General features: G+C 57.3%; 23 protein-coding genes and 5 pseudogenes. 19 read left to right on the forward strand and 9 right to left on the reverse strand.

All coding sequences use genetic code 11. The features are described from left to right. Window positions 1-26 precede the first annotated feature (26 nt). Genes N7E01_RS05715 through N7E01_RS05730 form a run of 4 tightly spaced genes read left to right on the forward strand, consistent with a single transcriptional unit; the run spans window position 27 to window position 2456 of the window. On the forward strand, window positions 27-536 hold the full coding sequence (locus N7E01_RS05715; RefSeq protein WP_289174900.1) for a hypothetical protein: 510 nt from the start codon (window positions 27-29) through the stop codon (window positions 534-536). Further along, window positions 533-700 (forward strand): hypothetical protein, encoded by a 168-nt coding sequence (locus N7E01_RS05720; RefSeq protein ID WP_289174901.1) that lies wholly within the window; start codon window positions 533-535, stop codon window positions 698-700. The genes N7E01_RS05715 and N7E01_RS05720 overlap by 4 nt, the downstream gene beginning before the upstream one ends. After that, complete coding sequence (locus N7E01_RS05725; protein WP_289174902.1) at window positions 697-1941, forward strand: histidine kinase dimerization/phospho-acceptor domain-containing protein; 1245 nt, start codon at window positions 697-699, stop codon at window positions 1939-1941. The genes N7E01_RS05720 and N7E01_RS05725 overlap by 4 nt, the downstream gene beginning before the upstream one ends. Continuing rightward, window positions 1842-2456, forward strand: coding sequence for an ATP-binding response regulator (locus N7E01_RS05730; RefSeq protein WP_289175749.1), 615 nt, complete (start codon window positions 1842-1844; stop codon window positions 2454-2456). Before N7E01_RS05725 ends, N7E01_RS05730 begins: the two co-directional genes overlap by 100 nt. A gap of 74 nt (window positions 2457-2530) precedes the next feature. Here N7E01_RS05730 and N7E01_RS05735 read toward each other — a convergent pair whose 3' ends face one another. From N7E01_RS05735 to N7E01_RS05780, 9 genes and pseudogenes are all read right to left on the reverse strand, one after another. Then, a complete protein-coding gene (locus N7E01_RS05735) occupies window positions 2531-2770 on the reverse strand; it encodes a hypothetical protein (RefSeq protein ID WP_289174903.1) in 240 nt (79 codons plus the stop codon). After that, window positions 2727-3749 carry an EAL and HDOD domain-containing protein gene (locus N7E01_RS05740; RefSeq protein ID WP_289174904.1) on the reverse strand — a complete coding sequence of 341 codons (1023 nt, stop codon included), beginning with the start codon at window positions 3747-3749 and terminating at the stop codon, window positions 2727-2729. Before N7E01_RS05740 ends, N7E01_RS05735 begins: the two co-directional genes overlap by 44 nt. 8 nt (window positions 3750-3757) lie before the next feature. Next, window positions 3758-4624, reverse strand: coding sequence for a response regulator (locus N7E01_RS05745; RefSeq protein WP_289174905.1), 867 nt, complete (start codon window positions 4622-4624; stop codon window positions 3758-3760). Then, window positions 4522-5067 carry a response regulator gene (locus N7E01_RS05750; RefSeq protein WP_289174906.1) on the reverse strand — a complete coding sequence of 182 codons (546 nt, stop codon included), beginning with the start codon at window positions 5065-5067 and terminating at the stop codon, window positions 4522-4524. The genes N7E01_RS05745 and N7E01_RS05750 overlap by 103 nt, the downstream gene beginning before the upstream one ends. Further along, complete coding sequence (locus tag N7E01_RS05755; protein WP_289174907.1) at window positions 4986-5819, reverse strand: ATP-binding protein; 834 nt, start codon at window positions 5817-5819, stop codon at window positions 4986-4988. The genes N7E01_RS05750 and N7E01_RS05755 overlap by 82 nt, the downstream gene beginning before the upstream one ends. 20 nt (window positions 5820-5839) lie before the next feature. Then, window positions 5840-7933 (reverse strand): putative bifunctional diguanylate cyclase/phosphodiesterase, encoded by a 2094-nt coding sequence (locus N7E01_RS05760; protein WP_289174908.1) that lies wholly within the window; start codon window positions 7931-7933, stop codon window positions 5840-5842. Window positions 7934-8038: 105 nt separating this feature from the next. Beyond that, window positions 8039-8565 (reverse strand): annotated as a pseudogene (locus N7E01_RS05770) (GGDEF domain-containing protein). An 89-nt stretch (window positions 8566-8654) separates the two neighbouring features. Further along, window positions 8655-9293, reverse strand: a pseudogene (locus tag N7E01_RS05775) (PAS domain-containing protein); the annotation flags it as partial. A gap of 147 nt (window positions 9294-9440) precedes the next feature. Continuing rightward, the gene (locus N7E01_RS05780) at window positions 9441-10271 is read right to left on the reverse strand and encodes a LysR substrate-binding domain-containing protein (protein WP_289174910.1); all 831 of its coding nucleotides are present in this window, start codon (window positions 10269-10271) and stop codon (window positions 9441-9443) included. Between the two features lie 112 nt (window positions 10272-10383). Here N7E01_RS05780 and N7E01_RS05785 point away from each other — a divergent pair. From N7E01_RS05785 to N7E01_RS05845, 15 genes and pseudogenes are all read left to right on the forward strand, one after another. Further along, window positions 10384-10919: pseudogene (locus N7E01_RS05785) on the forward strand (cytochrome b). Window positions 10920-11055: 136 nt separating this feature from the next. Then, window positions 11056-11640, forward strand: coding sequence for a YceI family protein (locus N7E01_RS05790; RefSeq protein WP_289174911.1), 585 nt, complete (start codon window positions 11056-11058; stop codon window positions 11638-11640). 192 nt (window positions 11641-11832) lie between these two features. Continuing rightward, window positions 11833-12420 carry a YceI family protein gene (locus N7E01_RS19310; protein WP_434089561.1) on the forward strand — a complete coding sequence of 196 codons (588 nt, stop codon included), beginning with the start codon at window positions 11833-11835 and terminating at the stop codon, window positions 12418-12420. Further along, window positions 12390-12926: a CBS domain-containing protein gene (locus N7E01_RS18510; protein WP_350494953.1), complete on the forward strand. Its 537-nt coding sequence runs from the start codon at window positions 12390-12392 to the stop codon at window positions 12924-12926. Before N7E01_RS19310 ends, N7E01_RS18510 begins: the two co-directional genes overlap by 31 nt. Continuing rightward, entirely contained in the window at window positions 12881-13090 is a 210-nt protein-coding gene (locus N7E01_RS18515; protein WP_350494954.1) for a hypothetical protein, read from the forward strand. The genes N7E01_RS18510 and N7E01_RS18515 overlap by 46 nt, the downstream gene beginning before the upstream one ends. Then, entirely contained in the window at window positions 13072-13569 is a 498-nt protein-coding gene (locus N7E01_RS18520) for a PP2C family protein-serine/threonine phosphatase (RefSeq protein WP_350494955.1), read from the forward strand. Before N7E01_RS18515 ends, N7E01_RS18520 begins: the two co-directional genes overlap by 19 nt. 106 nt (window positions 13570-13675) lie before the next feature. Further along, window positions 13676-14266 carry a SiaB family protein kinase gene (locus N7E01_RS05805; protein ID WP_289174912.1) on the forward strand — a complete coding sequence of 197 codons (591 nt, stop codon included), beginning with the start codon at window positions 13676-13678 and terminating at the stop codon, window positions 14264-14266. A gap of 50 nt (window positions 14267-14316) precedes the next feature. Next, a pseudogene (locus tag N7E01_RS05810) lies at window positions 14317-14705 on the forward strand (DUF1987 domain-containing protein). 18 nt (window positions 14706-14723) lie between these two features. Then, complete coding sequence (locus tag N7E01_RS05815; RefSeq protein ID WP_350494956.1) at window positions 14724-15455, forward strand: GGDEF domain-containing protein; 732 nt, start codon at window positions 14724-14726, stop codon at window positions 15453-15455. A 283-nt stretch (window positions 15456-15738) separates the two neighbouring features. Then, complete coding sequence (locus tag N7E01_RS05820; RefSeq protein ID WP_289174913.1) at window positions 15739-16500, forward strand: ABC transporter substrate-binding protein; 762 nt, start codon at window positions 15739-15741, stop codon at window positions 16498-16500. A gap of 8 nt (window positions 16501-16508) precedes the next feature. Then, entirely contained in the window at window positions 16509-16799 is a 291-nt protein-coding gene (locus tag N7E01_RS05825) for a hypothetical protein (RefSeq protein ID WP_289174914.1), read from the forward strand. 265 nt (window positions 16800-17064) lie between these two features. Then, window positions 17065-17892, forward strand: a complete 828-nt coding sequence (locus N7E01_RS05830; RefSeq protein ID WP_289174915.1) for an ABC transporter ATP-binding protein — start codon at window positions 17065-17067, stop codon at window positions 17890-17892. Further along, window positions 17889-18743 carry an ABC transporter permease gene (locus N7E01_RS05835; RefSeq protein ID WP_289174916.1) on the forward strand — a complete coding sequence of 285 codons (855 nt, stop codon included), beginning with the start codon at window positions 17889-17891 and terminating at the stop codon, window positions 18741-18743. Before N7E01_RS05830 ends, N7E01_RS05835 begins: the two co-directional genes overlap by 4 nt. A 217-nt stretch (window positions 18744-18960) precedes the next feature. After that, a pseudogene (locus N7E01_RS05840) lies at window positions 18961-19473 on the forward strand (porin); the annotation flags it as partial. A gap of 134 nt (window positions 19474-19607) precedes the next feature. Next, the gene (locus N7E01_RS05845) at window positions 19608-20168 is read left to right on the forward strand and encodes a porin (RefSeq protein ID WP_289174917.1); all 561 of its coding nucleotides are present in this window, start codon (window positions 19608-19610) and stop codon (window positions 20166-20168) included. Window positions 20169-20327 lie beyond the last annotated feature (159 nt).

Genomic DNA, 20327 nt, shown 5'->3' on the forward strand with positions numbered 1-20327 from the left:
CCTCACATCAACCCGACCTGCCGACCATGTCCCGAGCCATCAAAAGCCTTTATACCGCCATGCTGATCAGGGCGCTGATCCTGACCGCCATCTCTGTCGGTCTGATCGCCCTTGGGCTGTACCAGGCCGTCATGCTGCCGGAAGAACGCGACCAGAAGATGACAGCCGCGGAGCTGGCCATCAAAGGGCTGGAACTGCGCCTGGGCTCCAAAGAGGACTCCGTCATCACCATGGCTGCCGCGCTTGCGCGCGACGACCGGATCAAGGACGGCCTGCTGAATGGCAATCGTGAGCAGCTGGTCGAAGTGATCAGCGACATCCAGGCCGACTACTCGCAGATCAGCACCTACCGGGGTGTGCGGGCACAGGTTCTCGACACGGACAGAATCATTCTGGCGCGTTCGTGGGACCCTGCATTTTTGGTGAAAAAGGCCCTCACCCGCTTGGCCCTCAGGTCCTGGGACAGAAGTTTGCCCAGGCCCGCTTTGGCGTCGGCAATGCCGGACCCGGTATCATCGGTTTTGCGCCGGTCATGAACGGCAACGATGTCATTGGTCTGGTGTCGGTCACTCAAGGCATCAGTTCGGTCGTTCGCGAGCTCAAGCGACGCGACATCGACTGGGTCATGGTCATTGATGAAAACAGCATCGTCAAACGCAACCAGGCCCCCTTCCTGCGGTGTATCGCGACAATCTCGTGATCGCACCCGGCCAGCGACTGGCACACCCGGAATGGTTCGAAACCGCCGATGTGCAATGGGTCAGTCGCCACTGGGACCAGATCCTTGCACTGACAGCACCCGAGATCATCGGCGACCGCCTCGTGGTTGTGCGAAAGGTACTGGATGAGTCGGATAACCTGATCGGACGCCATGTTCTGCTCAGTGACGCCGCACCTATTCAGGCTCGCATTCATGAGTTTCGCAAGTATCTGTCATTGGTGGTGCTGAGCCTGGCGTTGCTGATGATCATGGTGGCGTCGGTCTTGCTCTGGGACGTACGACGTCGGGTGGTGCAGCCACTGCGCGCCATGACGCAAACGATACACCGCGCCATACAGCGCCAGCGATTCGACGAGCCCGTGCGCGTGACCCGCAGCGACGAAATCGGTGAAGTGAAAAGCAGCTTCAATGCCTTGCTCAAGAGCCTGCGCACCGCCCTTGACGAAGCCAACACCGCCGTCGAGCATGTGGCCAAAGGTGACTTTTCAGCGCAGATGCATGGCCAATACGCCGGCAGCCTGCACGAACTGCAAACCGGGATCAATCAGGCCATCAACGATTTGAGCCGCACGCATACGGCATTGGTTGAGGCCAGCAACGCCAAGAGCATTTTCCTGGCCAACATGAGCCACGAAATCCGTACCCCCATGAATGCCATCATCGGCATGTCGTATCTGGCCCTGAAAACAAACCTGAGTGCCGAGCAGCGCGAATATGTTCAGCGCATTCACGACGCCGGCACGTCCTTGTTGCAGATCATCAATGACATTCTCGATTTTTCAAAAATAGAAGCCGGCAAAATGGACCTGGAAACCGTACCGTTTCAGGTCAGGGATGTGCTGTCAAATGCGCTGGCCATGGTCAGGCACCAGGCTGATGAAAAAGCCCTTTCACTGGTGCTGGACCTGCCAGAGTTCAAGGGTGCGGCCAGTTCCGGCACGTTTCTGGGCGACCCGTTACGCCTGAGCCAGGTGCTGACGAACCTGCTGTCCAATGCCGTTAAATTCACAATGTCGGGCTCGGTTCGGCTGAAGCTGGCCATCACGAGCGCCGACGACGACATTCCTGTGGGTCTGGAATTTTCAGTTGAAGACTCGGGCATTGGCATGACCCCGAACAAATTGGCAAGCTTTTCCAGGAATTCAGCCAGGCCGATGAATCGACCACGCGCAAGTTCGGTGGCACCGGCCTGGGGCTGGCCATTTCACGCCGCCTGGTAACACTGATGGGCAGCGATATTGCCGTTCGCAGCGAACCCGGAAAAGGCTCACGCTTCAGCTTTCACGTCACACTGGCCCCGGTGTGCGAAGTCGGCAGACCCGACACCTCCACTGCCGACAGCGACACCCTCGATGGCATGCAGGTTTTGCTGGTCGAGGACAATAAAGTCAATCAGATGCTGGCACGCAAACTGCTTGAGGCGAAAGGTGTACAGGTAGACATCGCCAATGACGGACAGCAGGCGCTGGATCGGCTGAATGAGACCGGACCGGCACACTATGACTGCGTACTGATGGACCTTCAGATGCCGGTCATGGATGGCTACACGGCCACGCAGCGATTACGCGCACTGCCCGAGTTCGGTGCCCTGCCGATTATCGCCATGACCGCCCATGCCATGGCCGAAGAAATCGAACGCTGCGCCGCACTGGGAATGAACGGCCACGTGACCAAGCCGATCCACCCGGCAACGCTGTACAACACCCTTAAACCCTTGCGTCGCAAAGCGTCCTGAACCCGGGCCGGAACGGTGTGACAAGGGCAACCGGCAGCAAAGGCCACCGTTGAGGCGACCTTTGACGCAGCGCATTATTCAGCGATTGCCATGATTTCCTGGGCCCAGGCCACACTAGCCAGATAATCACCGTTCAGCTGGTCCAGACGGCTGATACCCTCGCGATCCAGACGTGCCTCTTCGAAGGCCAGCACCAGTGTCAGCACTTTACCCAGTTCGCCCTGGCGCCTTAACAAGGCGTCTTCAAGCACCGGGTCCAGACGAGCCTCTTTAAGCAACGCCTCGAGCGGCGTACCTTCGATTTGTTCCATCATGGAAAAAACCGGCGGTGAACGCGGTATCGGGATCAACACCCCGGGCATGACGGGCCAGACGCCGCGCCATGGCCGCGCGGACCAATGCCTTGAGCACCAGAAACCGCTTCACCGGCTCGTTATGCGCCAACAGCAGCGTGACCGTCAGGGCACGAATCTTGTCGAAACCCAGCATCATGATGACTTGCTGCAGCTTGGTAACACGATGCAAACGTTCACCGGACGCTGCGTTGGCACGTTTGAACAGTAACGCGCACAAATGCGGATCTTGCACGAGCAAGGCTTCGATACGCTTCAGGTCGGGGTTGGGCAGATACAATTCGCGCAGCAATTGCAAACTGGCGGCCCGGTTCCCTGCACGCTTGATGGCCCGCCCCGCCACCGGGTGAGCAATCGCATAAAAATCACCCTGGAAATAACTGAACGGCAAATCGCGACACTGCTCGTACTGTTCAAGCGTCTGCAGGTGACAGGCCAGCAGACTGACATGTTCCCGAGCGTAACGCCTGACCTTGTCAACCAGACCCGCCGTGTCACGCACATCAATGCGTACAACCTGTACCTGCTCGAGCAAGGCTTCGGGGCTGCGGTCGATCAGGACATCATCAGCCAACAGTGTATAGCCTTGTTCGCGCAGGCTCCCCAGCGCGGCAAATACGGCAGCATCCGGCTCGAGACTGTCAGGCAAGACCACCATGGTTTTATCTGCAGGCAACAGCATGATTTCGGGCTCAAGCACCCACTGCACAGGTACCGGAACCAGCAAACTGCGCGTGCCCACCAGCGCAGCCAGACCGATTTCATAAAAGGCGGTAACGTAAGCTCGCGCCGATGCACGCAAGCCATCGGCACCCGGCTCGGCGCCTTCGGCAGCCACCTCATTGGGACGATACAAAAGCTCATCGGCAACGTGATTGAACTGACGATCGCAAACGGGTTGCAGGGCGATGCACGAAGAGGCCTGAGTGACAGCAGACATGACGACCCCTATGCCGACAAACGTTGTTCAAGTGCCGGCGCAAGTGTTGCAACAGCAGAGCGCAAGGCGTCAATGGACGGTTCGTCGGGCCGACCTGACTTGGCCTGCTGCTCAACCGCTGCGGCAGCTTGCATGGCCGCATCGGCACAAAAGGTGGCCAAAAGCCCCTTGAGCGTGTGCGCCGTTCGAGCAACGCCCGCAAAGTCGCCTGCGGCAAGATCGGTGTCAAGCGCACCAAGATAACCGGGCAATTCTTCGAGAAACATGGCAAGCACCGACCGGAGCAGGTCTTCCTCGCCACCCAGAATTTCGACCGCACGGTCCCAGTCGTAAAGCGTTGTGTCGTTTGTCATCGTAAGTTTTACTGAAGGTTCTGGATCGGAAACCGCTTCGGACGCCTGGGTGGCACCTGCGGCCGTTTCGGTAGCCACGGTATCAAGCAGGCTGTCCAGGGAAATACGGGACTGCCAGGCGACCTGATCGGCCGCAAACGCATCGAGCACACGACGTATTTCAGCCTCGAGGCGTTCAAGATTGGCGGGCTTGGCCACACAACCATTCATGCCCGCATCAAAATACACGGCCTGATCGGCAGGCCCCGAGTTTGCCGTCATGGCAATAACAGGCACCGGCGCCCGCCCTTCGCTGGCCTCCCATTGGCGAATCGTACGCGTGGCTTCAACACCATCCATCTCGGGCATCATGATATCCATAAGCACCAGATCGAATGACTGCTGAACCCATTGCTGAACGGCCCGTTGACCATTCGGCGCTACCGTTGTCTGCATACCCAGCTTGTCGAGCAGGCGTACCGCCAGACTTTGATTGACAGGGTTGTCTTCAGCCAGCAACACACGTAAACCGTGCAGCGGCAAACCGGCACCTGCCGCGCCTTGCGCCGACACCCGCACCCCGGAAGATGCAGGCCCAGTACGCGTCGCAGTTCTTGCAACGTTACCGGCTTGGTGAGATAACCGGGCAAACCCAGCGCCTTGCAACGGCGGGCATCACCGGACTCGGCCGACGCCGTTGCCATCAGGATGCACAGTTGCCCGGCATGGGCCTGCAACAATTGTGCCGCTGTATCGTAGCCGTTCGTACCCGGCATGTGCGTATCGACCATGACCAGATCGTAGGGTTCGCCCCGCTGCGCTGCAAGCCGCGCCTTGAAAACGGCCTCGGGGCCTGAAGTGGCGACATCCGGCTTGCCATTCAGGATTTCGAGCATGGCAACCATCACCCGCCGGTCAAGCGGCTCGTCATCAACCACCAGAATGCGCTTGCCCGACAGGTTGACCGGGTCATCGCCCGGCGACAACACGGGCTCACAGCGCTCGAAGGGCAGCTCAATGGTGAATACCGAGCCCTGACCCGTCTGGCTGCTGACGCGGATGCTACCCCCATCAGCCCGACCAGCTCCCGGGAAATAGCCAGCCCCAGCCCGGTACCTTCGAATTGACGCGTGGCCGAGTTGTCGATCTGCACGAAAGGATCAAAGATTGTGGGCAAACGTGCGGGTTCGATGCCAATACCGGTATCAATGACCTGAAAGGTGTACACCGCCCGCGCGTCAGTGACATCGTGGGCCGAGACGTTAAGGTGAACGGAGCCGGTTTCCGTGAATTTGATGGCATTGCCCAGCAGATGATTCAGCACCTGCTGGAAACGGGCGGGATCGAGTCGTACAAACCGGGGCAGATCATCGTCAAAGTTGTAGCTGATGACCAGATCGCGGGACCAGGCCCGTGGCGCCAGTGCCTTGACCACCAGACCAACGAGCTCGACCAGATCGGTCGGCTCGGGCTGCAGGTCAAGACGTCCGGACTCGACTTTTGACAGGTCGAGCACATCGTTAAGGATTTGTAGCAGGCTGTGGGCCGACAGCCGGGCCAGGTCAAGGTATTCACGCTGCTGGACAGTGAGTTCGGTTTCAAGCAGCAAATCAAGCATGCCCATGATGCCGTTCATGGGCGTGCGAATTTCGTGGTTCATGACGGCCAGGAAACGATTCCTGACCCCGCCGGTGGCGGTGGCTTCGTAGAGCTTTTCGAGATCGCTGCCGTTACGCATGAGTAGGCCTTTGCATTGCGTCAGGACGCCGGCTTGAGTGCCTGGCTTTGTGCATTGTAATTTTGCACGAACGACAGCAAATCGGCTGCCGGCATGGGCCTGCCCAGAAAATACCCCTGGATTTCGTTGACGCCCAAGGCGTCAAGGTAATCGCGCTGGCGTTCGGTCTCGACACCTTCGGCAATGGTGGTGAGGCCCAGCCCGAGGCACAACGACGTCAGCGCCCGCACAATGGCGCGATCGCGGCGCCCCCGTGCCAGATCAGTGACGAAAGCACGGTCGATTTTCAAGGTATTCAGTGGAAAACGCAGCAGATATTCAAGCGATGAGAAGCCGATGCCGAAATCGTCAATGGCAATCTTGAAGCCCGCATCGCGCAACTGGTTAAGCTGGGCAATCGTGGCCTGCGGGTCACCCATAGCCATGCTTTCGGTAATTTCCAGCTCGATGAAGGCCGGATCAGCCCGGGTTTTACGTGCAAGCGTTTCGACCAGCAACGGCAGGTTGGCCTGCTGAAACTGGGCGGGCGACAAATTAATACCCACGCGCAACACCACACCTTGACGCGCCCAGGCAACCTGCTGGCGGCAACCTTCGCCCAGCACCCATTCACCCAGCACGTTGATGAGCCCCATTTCTTCGAGCACGGGTACAAATTCGGCCGGCGACACAAAACCGCGTTCGGGTGTCGACCAGCGCACCAGCGCCTCGACACCCACAACCAGACCACTGGCCAGATCAAGCTGCGGCTGATAGGCCAGCTGAAACTCTTCTTGCTCGATGGCACGGCGCAAATCATTTTCAAGCAACAGGCGCTTGCGCACGGTGTTGTCGAGTTCATCGCGATACAACGCAAGTGTCAGTGGTGCAGTTCCGGTCTGGGCATTGCCCAGCGCGCTGATCGCCATGCGCAACAGCGTGAGCGGCTGCAAGCCAACCTTGTGAGGTACCAGCCCTACGCCCGCGTTGAACCGCAGGAAAATTTCACGACCCTCGATGGCCCAGGCACGGTCCAGCCCCTGGAAACGGGCCTCGAGCACCGATAACGAACTTGCCGCAGAAAGATCGGAATCAACGGGCAGCAGGACGGCAAACTGGGCCCCTTCAAGACGCGCACAAAACGCACCATCACCCGCCAGTTGCCGCAATTCGTTACCGACCAGACGCAGCAGGGTTTCCGAGACCGCTTCACCATACGCATTGCCAATGGCCTGAAACCGCTGGATTTCAAACACCACGATGGCCTGCATGAGGTAGGCGTCAGGCGACTCGATCCATTGCTTGAGTGTCGCCAGAAAGAGCTTGCGATTCGGCAAACCAGTGACAACATCGTGATAGTTGAGGTAATCGGCCTGCAGCTCGAGCGACCGCTGGCGGGTCAGGTCTTGCAAGGCACCATTGATTTGACGGCCATCGTTATCTTTTTGACCGACCAGCCGGATAACGTGTTCGGTTCCCGTCACATCCGCGCAGCGGACTTCAAGATCGAGCGCGGCATCGTTATGCACTGCACTGCCGATGACATCCAGATAACGCTTGCGGTCGGCAGGCACCAGATAACGCGCAAAAGCTTCGGCACGATCGGGCAAGGGTGACAGCCACGGCAGCAGTTGCGATGTGTGGTCAGCCCAGGCCAGTTCGCCGGTAGCAGGCGTGTATACCCAGTACACCAGACCGGCCAGCATGCGGGCGTTGTCGTGCTGCTGCTGCACCCGGCGCAAGGTTTGCTCGCGCTCGGCATCGCGCAGGGCGTAACGGATGCGCTGCACCAGTAAAGGCAGATTGATCGGTTTGGCGACAAAATCGCTGGCGCCCGCATCGAACGCCTGATTAATGGATTCGTAGTCGTCGGAACCCGTCAGCATAATGACGGGGGTGGCCTGCCCGATGTCAAGGCCACGAATGGCCCGACAGCTGTCGAAACCATCCATTTCAGGCATGTTGACGTCCATCAGGACAAGATCGGGACGTTGCGCAATGAACTGCTCAAGCCCCTGACGGCCATCTGCGGCCTCCAGAACCTTGTACCCGGCTTTGGCCAGCCCCGCGCGCAACAGCACGCGAATAGGCAAGGCATCGTCGACAACCAGCACCAAAGGCTGCAATTCAGCCATTCCGTTTCCCCGTTAAAGCGCCAGTATTGATTTTACCTGCCCTGCTGCCCCTGATACCGGGGCAGCCAAGGATTTTTAGGCGATGCACGGTGAACCGGCGACAACCTAAAACGAACCGGCTGCCGTTACCCGGTTGCGACCATTGCTTTTCGATTGATAAAGGGCCGCATCTGCGCGCGCAAAGAGTGCATCGGCAGGCTCCTGCGCCTTCAGACTGGCAACACCGCACGAAAGCGTGACGGTGCCAACCCCATCTGAACGATGAGCCTCAACGCCCGCGCGCAGGCGCTCGGCCAGGTCTTTGCCTGCACCCAGGTCACAATCGTTAAGTACGACGACAAACTCTTCGCCCCCCAGCGAATCACGGCATCAGACGCACGTACCGTACCCCGCAAAATCGTGGCGACATCCATGATGACCTGATCGCCGGCGAGATGGCCAAAACGATCATTGACCTGTTTGAAGAAATCGATGTCGCACACGATGAGGGTAAGGTCGGTACCCAGCGCCCGGGCACGCTGATGGGCCTCGGCCAGCAACTTTTCGCCATACCGGCGGTTATACAAGGCCGTGAGCTTGTCTTCAGACGCTTCATGCAGCAACCGGGCTTCACGTTTGACTCGTTCGGACACGTCCTTGCTGACGCTGACGTAATGAGAAACCTTGCCGTTATCGTCGTAAAGGGGGAAATATTCTGCTCGACATGGTACAGCGAGCCGTCGCGACGCTTATTGACAAAGGTGGCACTGAAATCCTGGCCGCTGGCCAACGCTTCACGCAGCGCGTCGTAAAACGCCTTGCCATGCTGGCCTGAACGCAGCATGGCCGGGGTCTTGCCAACCAGTTCGTCAACCGGATAACCCGTGACGCTGGCAAATGCCGTATTGGCAAAAATAATTCTGGAGCAGGTGTCCGTCAGGACCACCGGCACACTGGTGACATCAAGCGCCCGTGCCAGCAACTGCACCTTGCGTTCGGCTTCGCGAAACGCGGTAAGGTCTTGCTGTACCGAAACATAATTCGTAATGACACCCGCCTCGTCACGAACCGGGGAAATGTTCCAGCGCACGATATACGGGGAACCGTCTTTGCGATAGTTAACGGTGGAACCATCAAAATGCCGACCCGTTTTCAGGCATTCACGCAAATGCGCAATGACCTCGGGGTCAGTATCCGGCCCTTGCAACATTTTCAGGTCATGGTCCCTGATTTCGTCAAGGGTATAGCCCGTCATTGAACAAAACGCAGGGTTGGCAACCAGCACCTTGCAACCACCGCGCACATCGGCATCGGTGATAACGATGGCGTTCCACGACTGCATGACCGCCATTTCGAAGATTTTTTGCTGTGCGTCGCTCATGAACTGCTGACAAAGACCAAACAAACGGTAACGATGACATTAACGTGCCGGACTCTGACTATACCCCATCAGGGTTTTCCACGAGCACGGATTTCAGCGTTTCAATAAAGGCCAGAGTGCGCTGCGGCAACAGTCGCCGACCCGGTGTCACGCACCAGACCACCGTGGGCGGCAGCTCCCATTCCGGCAAGATGCGTAGCAGTTGCCCTTGCCCGACCAGCCCCTGGCGAATGTCGCCGAGATCCCCACGATACCCAAGCCGTTGGCCGCCAGCGCCTGCTGCAGCCCGATCGAATTGGCACACAGCAAGTGCAGCGGCAAGCCCTCCCAACGGGCACTGCCCGACGACAGCCGCCAGGCCTGCTGCTCACCCCCGCTGGTCACCAGTACCAGCCCGGTATGGCCCTGCAAGTCGGCAGGAGCCATCGGCGTGCCCCGCTGCGCAAGGTACCCCGGACTGGCATACAGCCCATTGCGCAATGTAATGATGTGGCGAGCCACCAAGGCACTGTCGTCAGGCAGCTGGGTTGCCACACGTACGGCCAGGTCAAAACGCTCGGTAATCAGGTCAACACGCCGGGATGACAGGTCAAGCTCGAGCCGGACATCGGGGTATTCGCCTGAAAAGCGGGAAATAACCTTGACCAGGTTCAGTTCATTGAACTCGGGTGGCAAAGACACCCGCAGCAGGCCCTGCGGCCGTAACTGGCGATGCAAGGCCAGCGCCTTGGCGGCTTCGGTGTCATCCACCAGGCGGCGGGCATATTCGAGCATGCTTTCACCAAATTCGGTGAGTGCGAGACGACGCGTGCTGCGCTGCATGAGACGCTCACCAAGGATATTTTCAAGATCTGAAATCCGGCGGGACAACGTTGACTTGGGAAGACCCGCCAATTCTGCCGCCCGCGTGAAACTGCCCGCGTCGACGACATGGGCGAAAAGGATCAGGTCATTGGCATAAAGGGCAATCGCTGACATGGGCAACCCAATTGTTCCATAAATGGAACTATTTTATCTATTATATGTATTTTTCCCCATTTTTATTTCTAATAGAATGGCGACATTGCCGTTAAAAACCTCAGGAATCGTCATGATCAGTCGCTATACCCATACCGCCATTTTCTTGCACTGGCTGATTGCCCTGGCCCTGGCTGGCACGTTTGCCCTGGGGTTTTACATGGCCGATTTACCGCTGTCGCCCAACAAGCTCAAGCTGTATTCATGGCATAAATGGGCTGGCGTCACACTGCTTGCCGTGGTCGTGATACGACTGGCATGGCGCCTGACTCACCGCCCCCCGAGTTTCCACCCGGCATGAGCCGCATGGCGCAACTGGCCGCCCACACGGGGCACTGGGTGTTGTATGCGCTGATGCTGCTGATTCCCGTCAGCGGTTGGCTCATGAGTTCGGCCCAAGGCTTCCCGGTGGTGTGGTTCGGGGTGGTACCGCTACCCGACCTGGTCGCCAAAAACAAAGAGCTGGGCGAACTTCTCAAGACAATCCATGTCGTACTGAACTACACCCTGCTGATTGCCGTTATTGGCCACATTGGTGCCGCATTGCATCATCAGTTGGTGAAAAAGGATAAAACCCTGAACCGCATGCTGCCCGGACGCAACCCTTAATCTGTGCAGACGCAATACGCAAGCTTTCTGTACGTAACACGTGATCACAGGCAACCCGCCTTGATCACGACCCGCAATTTTTTAATCACGAACTGCAACCCGGTCTGCTGATTATCTTTTATACGCAGAACTTATTATGAAAAACATCTTCACACACACACGGGTCCGCCCCGCCCTTCTGGCCGCAGTACTGGGTCTGGCGTTGTACGGCAACGCCGGTGCAGCAACCTACACAACGCTGGACAGCGCGGCCAGCAAGGTTTCATTTGGCTATAGCCAAATGAATGTCGACATGACCGGCGGGTTCAGTGAAGTCAAGGCCACAGAATTGCAATTTGATCCGGCCACACCCGACACGGCCAGGATTGCGCTGGAAATTGCCCTCAAGGGCGTCGATGCAGGTTATGCGGAAGCCAACACTGAACTGGCCAAAGACGAATGGCTGAATACAGCGAAATTCCCTCTGGCCTCATTCACCGCCAGGAAAGTGACAGCGCTGGGCGACAACCGCTTCGAAGCCGCTGGCGACCTGGTCATCAAGGGCAACACCCGCCCCATCACCGTGCCGTTTACTGTCACGGAAACCGCAGATAATGGCGTGTTCAAAGGGCAGTTCACCCTGCAGCGTTCTGACTTCAATATTGGCGAAGGCCAATGGAAAGACTTCAGCATTGTTGCCGATAACATCACCATCACCTTCAGCCTTGTTGCAAAACCCTGAACCATTCAAACGCCACTTCAGCCTTGCTGCAACACCCTGACCCACTTCTTACCAACCAGGAGTTTCCATGAAAAAAACACTGATCGCCGCTGCATTTGCCGCCTTCTTTGCAGGCCAGGCCATTGCCGCCCCCAAACCTACACCATCGATCCGACACACACCTTCCCGCGGTTCTCGTACAACCACATGGGGATGTCCAAGCAGATTCTGCGTTTCAACCAAACCACAGGTACCGTCGTTCTGGACAAAGCCGCCAAGCAAGCCGAAGTGGATGTCACTATCGACATGAACTCGGTTGATACCGGCGTTGAGGTCTTCAACGGTCACATCAAAGGCGCTGATTTCCTTGACACCGCCCAGTTTCCAACCGCCACTTTCAAATCGACAAAAGTCGTCTTCGAGGGTGACAAACCCGTCAGCATTGAAGGCAATCTGACCATCAAGGGCATCACCAAACCGGTCACGCTCAAGGTCACGTCCTTCTTCAATGGCGAGCATCCCATGCTCAAAAAGAAGCGGTTGGCGCCAACGCTGAAACCGTCATCAAGCGCAGCGAATTCAACGCCGGAAAATTCGCTCCTGCCGTCAGCGATGAAGTCACCATCGACATCGCGCTGGAAGCCATCGTCAAGTAAGACAAGACGCTGTTGCGGCGCAACCCGGTTGCGCCGCTGCTGTAACGCTACGGTCACACGCAACCCCTATCATGTCGACATTCTGGCCTGTCTGGCTACCCTCAGGCCGTTTCCATGTATCAGCGTACCGAGACCGTCATCGTGACCCCTCAATTCGACGCGTTGTCTGCCCCGCGGGTCGCAACACAGCGGCCAACCGCAGAACTTCTGATCATCAGGGTGCCTGCGATCACTTCCGACATGACCAATGCCGAAGTCATGGACACCTTCGGTGAGCATCGCGAACTGGTCAGTTTGCCCGTACTTGAACGCGGCAAGCCCATTGGCCTGATCAGCCGGAATATTTTCATGTCGCAGATGTCGCGCCCGTATTATCGGGAACTGTACGAAAAGAAAAGCTGCATCGCATTCATGGACAAGGCCCCGCTGATTGTCGAGGCCGACACACCGATTGAAACATTAGCTGCCCGCGCCGTCGCGTCCGGCGACAAGACACTGGTTGATGGCTTTCTGATCGTTCAGGACGGCGCATTTGCCGGCGTAGGCGCAGGGCTCGACCTGATGCAGGTACTGGTCGACCTGCAAACCGAAAAAACCGCCAGGTCATGCAAAGCATTGACTATGCCAGCACCATCCAGCGCGCCATGCTGAATGAATCGCTGGGTGCCATGAAAACCACCTTGAGCGATGTCGATATCGTGTGGGAACCACGCGATATCGTCGGCGGCGATTTTATCACTTCCAGCCCTTTGACGATGGCTGGTTTGCCGCGATTGCTGACTGCACTGGTCACGGTGTGCCCGGTGCCTTTCTGACACTGATTGCATCGTCAGCGCTACGCCATGCACTTGACCAGAACGGCCCGCGCGACCCGGCACGGCTTATGGCGCAAGTCAGTCAGGGCATCAAGCAAGCCTTGGGACAACACGAACCCAGCGCGAATATGCAGGCCTCGAATGACGGCATGGATGCCGTATTTTTCTGGTTTGACACTGGCTCACGCACGCTGACAAGCGCACACGCCAAAATGCCCCTGTTCATTCTGGCACCCGGCCAAGCCAGCGTACAGACACTGGATGGCGAGCGGACTGGTCTGGGCTATGTGGACACCCCCACCGACATGGTATGGAAAAACCACACCACCGTACTGGATCCGAAAACCCTGGTGTGCTGCTCTACCGACGGTCTGACCGACCAGATCGGTGGCCCCAAGAACATTGCTTTTGGCAAACGCCGTCTGCGACAGGCCATCTTGGGGTATCACCCTTGCCCGCCGCTGAAATCACACGGCTGATCAAGCTTGAACTGCGCACGTACCAAGACCAGCACTCGAGACGCGATGACGTTACCTTTCTGGCGTTCCGCGTTGACTGACACGACACACCCTGAGCTTTTCGCAAATGACCCCGAACGTATTGATCAACCCCAAGAACCGCAGCCGCCACTGGCGCATCTTATGTGACTGCATCGGCGACCGTGACATCGTTTTTTACTATGAAGGCTATTTCTCGCAGGCGATCATTGCCGCCGTGGCTGACGCCGTAAAATTGCGCACGGAGTACGTGGGCGCCACCAACAGCACGCGACGCAAGCTGTTTTCATCATTTATTGAAATGACACAGAACATCATCCACTACTCGGCCGACGCTTACGCCCAGAATGACGGCGCAAATTTCGACCATGAAGTCCGACATGGCTCCATCTGCATTTCGACAGAAGCGGACCACTTCTACCTGCACTGTGCCAACCCCATTCGTAACGATGTGGCACGCCAGCTGCGTCAAAAACTGGATCATCTGCGCACACTGACGATTGACGAAATCAAACGCGAATACAAAGAGATGTTGCGTGCCGATACCGCAGAGGAAAGCAAGGGTGCCGGTCTGGGCCTGTTAACTGTCGCACGCGATGCCAGCGCCCCGCTCGAGTTCGAGTTTTTGCCTATCACCGATAGCGACAACGTCCTTTTTTACCTTAAGGCCACCATCTGAGTACCGGGCCCGTATTGACCGGGCCGATACACCCTTGAGACTGTGGAATCATGACCGAACTTTATATTGCCGCCACCGCCAGCTCTCCCGAAATTGACTTCCGTTTCAGCGAACGGCACCTGTCGATCAAGGGCGAGGCCTACCCCGAAAACGCCGCCCTGTTCTGGGGGAAATCATCACGGCCGTCCGCGAGTTTCTGGCCAACGACGGCAGTTCAGCGCCCATCACGGTCGATGTTGCGCTGGCCTACTTCAACAGTTCGAGCACCAAAATGTTGTTTGCCCTGTTTGACGCGCTGAATGAAAAAGCCGGCGACGGCACCCCTGTCGTGCTGAACTGGTTTCACGATGAAGATGACGACACCATCTACGAATTCGGGCAAGAACTGTGCGAGGACTTCACTGATCTGACCTTTCATGATCATGCATTGCAAGGCTGACCGTGGACAAAGATTTGTTTGAACTGGAAATGGCGGCATTGGCCGACGCCCAGTGCCACTGCGGCAAACCCTGCACTTGAGGCTGGCACCTATCGTGAAGCCTTGCTTGAACTGACCCAGAACTACCGGCGCCTGATGCGGGAAACCCACCGGCTGATCCGCCATGGCGACCGCACTGAGGCCGAGCTGAATGCCGTCAACCTGAAACTTCAGCAACTGAGTTCTGAGCTGGATTACAAGGCACGGCATGACACCCTGACCGGCAGCCTGAACCGGGGCGCCGTCTTCGAGGAAGCCCAGCGCTTCCTTCAGGATCAGCCCCTTTCACTGGTCATGCTGGACATTGATTTTTTCAAGCGCATCAACGACACCTTCGGTCATCCCGCCGGCGATGCTGTAATTCGCGAGCTGGTGAAGCGCCTGTCCGAGGTCCTGGAAGGACAAGGCACCATCGGTCGCGTGGGTGGTGAGGAATTCACGATACTGCTGCCCGATACCTCGCTGCAGGCCGCCGCTGCCATCGCCGAATCGATCCGCCACAACGTCGCCTGCCACACCTTTGAAAGCCTTCCCCAACACCCGGTAACTGCCAGCTTCGGTATCAGCTGGAGCGCACCCGGAACCGCCTTCGAGTACGCGTATTCAACCGCCGACGCCGCGCTATACGAAGCAAAAAACAAGGGCGCAACCGGGTGGTTTACTGAAAACCTGTCGCTCTACAACGCAACACTTCTGTTTCCAGCCCGCTGACACGCGGGCTTTTTTCGCCTGCGAAGAAGCACTGGCGCGACATGTGACGCTTTCGTGTCCGGCACGCAACAAACCCTATGAGTGATTTCCTCATCCATAAAACACAACTTTCATGTTAATTTGCATTCTAGATTGCTAGTCAATATATGCATAACAAACATTTAGTCTAACTTGTTAAATTAGGCAATATTGAATACTATTGTGTTAGGGCAAATGACCCGACTCGTTTTTCCATGCGCAAGCAATCAAAAACCGAGTGACTTATAAAATCCTGGAGACAAACATGAAATCTGCTTTTGGCTTGCGGCGCCTGCTGGGCGCCATTCTCGGCACCGCATTGATTGGTACCGCCACAGCCGCAGCGGCAGCGGCCACCGAACCACTGAATCCGCCCGTCAAGATCCGCATCAACTCGCCCGGACTGGCTGGCCTGGGTGGCATGTATCTGGCCAACGACAAGGGGTATTTCAAAGAGCAGGGGCTGGAGGTCTTCCTGGATGCCGCTGCGGGGGCCAACACCAGCGCAGACACCGTCACCCAACTGGCCACCGGCCAGCTTGAGGTCGGCCTGCTGTCGCTCAGTGCCGCCCTGTTCAATGCCATTGGCCGCGATGTTGGTCTGGTTGGACTGATGCCGCTGAACACACTCGACAAGGACAACCGCGCCACCGGCACCCTGGTTCGGCAGGACCTGATCGACTCAGGCGCCTACAAAACGCCTGCTGACCTGAAAGGCAAAAAAATCGCCATCCTGACTGTTGGCGCCAACGGTCACTACAACGTCAATCAGGCGCTCAAATCTGTCGGGCTTGGCGACAAGGATGTCAATCTGGTCACCATGTCATTCCCCGATGCCCTGGCTGCCCTGGGCAACAAGGCTGTCGATGCGGCATTCCAGGTTGAACCCTTCATCAGCGCAGCGGCCGCCCAAAAGATTGGCAGCCTGGCATTCACCGAGGGCGATTTTGCACACGGCGGCCCCGCTTTCGTGCTTTATTCTTCAGAAGCCTTCGCAAAAAACACAACGAAGCACTCAAACGCCTGACCGTTGCCATGCTGAAAGGTCAGCGTGACTACATTGCCGCCGTCAAAGCGGGAAGCGGTCCAGGCTACGAAGAGCTTTTGCAGACCCTATCAAGGCACAGCATGATCAAGGACGTTGAGCGTCTGCGCAAAATGGCCTTGCCGTCTGCAGACCCCAATGGCGCCTTCGACCCTGCCGTCGTCGCCTCGATGCAAGACTTTTTGCTTGAACAAAAAGTCCAGGCCAAACCTATTGATACGACGAAAATTTTCGACCCGTCTTATCTGGAATACGCCGTAGAAGTGCTGGGACGTCAATAACCCGGCCTGACAAGGCGCCCTTCAGCAGATTGATCCGGCGCCTTGCCCCTGAAATTATCCGGAAAACCAATATGAACGCGATACCTGGCAACCCACGCCGGTATCGCCGGCCGGATGCGCGCGACGTTTCTTGATCAGCAACGGCAACCGCAGTGAAGCAGTGACAGCTGTGGCCGCACCTACCTCAAACCCAAGGCAACTCGCCACCACAGATGAACCCTCTGGATTACCACCCATGATGCAACAAAGAGCTCAAGTATACGAAATGAAGCGACCCGTCCACGAAGCGAAGATCCGTCTGAAAAACGTTCGCAAAGTCTTCAAACTCGAAGAAAAGGAGATTGAAGTTCTGTCTCCGATCAACTTCGAAATCCGTCGCGGTGAATTCCTCTGCGTCGTGGGTCCGTCAGGTTGCGGCAAAACGACCCTGCTGCGCATTCTGGCAGGGCTGGAAGAAGAGTCTTCCGGCGACATCGAGTTTGTGCGCGATGCCGCTCAATCCGGCAAAAAAGAGCGACGCCTCAACTCCATGGTATTTCAGGAGCATGGCGTATTTCCGTGGATGACGGTGCGCGACAACGTCGCGTTCGGACTGAAGGCTCAAGGGATGGGACGCAAGGAACGCTATGAAATTGCGGATACGTACATTGAAAAGGTCGGACTGAAAGCCTTCAAGAACGCCTACCCGCATCAGCTGTCGGGCGGGATGAAACAACGTGCAAGTATCGCCCGGGCCTTCGCGAACGACCCCGAAATACTGTTGATGGACGAACCCTTCGCCGCACTGGATGAGCAAACAAAAATCATTCTGCAGGCTGAACTGTTGCGTATCTGGGAAGAAACCCACAAGACCGTTGTGTACGTAACGCACTCGATTGACGAAGCCATCGTGCTGGCAGACCGCGTCATGATCATGACCACACGGCCCGGGAACATCAAGGAAGTCATTGACGTCAACGAAGTCTTCAGTCGACCCCGAAATGTCGACAACGTCAAGAGCAGCGCAGGCTACGGCGAAATGTTTGGCCGTATCTGGTCCTGTCTGCGCGATGAGGTCATGGCTCACCAGCGTGAAGTGGAGGCAGGGAAATGAGTTCGACAAACCAAACATCGAAGGGCATGTTCTGTATGACGTCCGATAACTTTGAAAAAATGCTTTCCGTCATGTCCCCGCTGGTGCTGCTGGCCATCTGGGAGGCGGCGGCCCTGTTCGGCTGGCTGGACGTACGCTTCTTTCCGTCACCTACCGCAATTTTCGCAGGGCTGTGGCACATGCTGATCAGCGGTGAGCTCTGGGAGCATGTCAGCATCAGTATCGCCCGTATCGTCATCGGCTTTATCGCTGGTGCCATCCCCGGCGTCATCATTGGTCTGGCCATGGGTATGTCTCCCAAGCTTCGCGCAATCATCCAGCCGCTGGTACATGCCACGTTCCCGATTCCGAAAGTGGCCATCCTGCCGTTGCTGATCCTGATCTTCGGGATGGGTGAAATGTCGAAATACGCCATCATTGCCCTGTCAGTCATCTACATGGCGCTGATCAATGCCTATGAAGGGGTGCGCGATATTCCTCCCATCTACATGGACGTGGGTGACAACTTTGGTGCCAACCGCAAGATGATGTTCTGGGATGTCGCCTTGCCGGGTGCAATGCCCGCCATCATGGCCGGCCTGAAACTGGGCATGGGTGTCGCACTGCTGGTCATTGTGGCCGCAGAGTTTGTCGGTGCCAAATCAGGAATCGGTTACCTGATCTGGAACAGCTGGCAAATTTTTGAAGTGGAAAAAATGTACGTCGGCCTGATGGTCACGGCCATTCTGGGCTTCGCCACCGCCGCGCTGTTCAACTACATGGAACGCGTGCTGATCCCATGGCGCAAGGGCCCTCACGTCGCCCGGCACGCAGCAAGAAAAACACCAAAGCCTGATACATCTGTGGGGTAGCTCACCCCACATCTCAATTTCAACGTTATGACCCGGACCAACGTGTGCACTGCGGTGGTCCGGGGTTTCATGCCGACGGTACGACATGAACACACACAGACCCAGGACGTCAACCCAAGCGTACCGGGCAGAGCCGAGCACCAAGTCAACCCCGAAAAACCAACGGGGCTGACCCAACGCAGCAACCAAACGCTCTATTTTTATACGGAGACAAAGTATGAAACTGAAGTACCTGGCCATCGCCCTTGTGGCAGCCGCCCCATTGACGGCCCAGGCGCAAAGCGCCGACACCGTAACCCTTTACGGAAATATCGATACCGCCATCGAATACCTGAGCAACGTCAACAATGGCGGCGGCACGGTTGTTTTCCCGACCAACACCTCTTCGTTCCCTTCACTCTGGGGCTTGCGCGGTCAGGAAAAAATCAGCGATAACCTGACGGCCATCTTTACACTCGAATCAGGCTTCGCCCCTTCGACAGGCTCATCCAACCAGGGTGGCCGTCTGTTTGGGCGCCAGGCATTTGTCGGTCTGAAGGGTGACTGGGGCCAAATCGCGTTGGGCCGCCAATACACCATGCTGTTCTGGGCGATGGGTCGCGCCGATCTGATAGGCCCCAACTCGTTTGGTCTGGCCGCATTTGATGACTACATCGCCAATGCCCGTATGGACAACTCGATCACGTACCGTGGCACTTTTTCCGGCGTAACGGTTGGACTGGGCTACACCCGTGGTTACAACAACATTCGCGGTGGTGGCCCCGGTGGTCTGGGCAACCCTGCTGCCAACGGTTGCGGTGTCCAGCTGAACTCTCAAAGCGAATGCGGTGGCTGGTCAGCCATGCTGGGTTATGACAGCGCAAAATGGGGGTTGCAACAGCCTACGACGTGCAAACCGGGGTTGGCCAGGCACCAGCAGCCGGTGCAGCAGCCAATACCTACCCGGCTTACTCGAACAATGGCCCGGCCTTGGGCTACCTGGCCTCCGGCCAGAAAGACCGCCGCTGGACACTGAATGGCTATGCCAAGTTTGATGCCCTGACCGTCGGTGCCGGTTACCTGTACCGCAACACAGATGGCGGCGCCTTCGTGCCAAGCCCACGTGGCCCTGTCGCCAACGCGAATCGCACCAACCATCGGTTCGACACCTACTTCGTGAATGCCGCCTATGACTTCTCGCCCGCATTCCGACTGGATGGGGCTGTTTATTACACCAAGCTGAAAGACCTGGGTGAACGTGCAACCTATTACGTGGCGCGCGGCACCTATTCGTTCTCGAAACGCACTGCCATCTATGCGGCCGTGGCTCATGTCAACAATGGTGGCAACCTGAACTTCGCCGTCAGCGGCGGATCACCAGGTACGGCACCGGCAGCCGGCCAGAACCAGACCGGTGTGATGGCAGGCTTGCGCCACCGCTTCTGATCGACGTTTGATCCCGGGCACGAGGTATCGGTCTGATTCTCCCGGCCATACGCCGGTCAACCGATACCTCACCAGCAGTACCCTTTGTTCTTTTGCAATTTTCCAACGAGTGCTTTTTGTGGACCAGCCCAACAGGCCTGGTCCATTTTTTAACCGTAG

The sequence above is a fragment of the Neopusillimonas aromaticivorans genome (assembly GCF_030344915.1).
Lineage (GTDB): Bacteria > Pseudomonadota > Gammaproteobacteria > Burkholderiales > Burkholderiaceae_B > Neopusillimonas > Neopusillimonas aromaticivorans.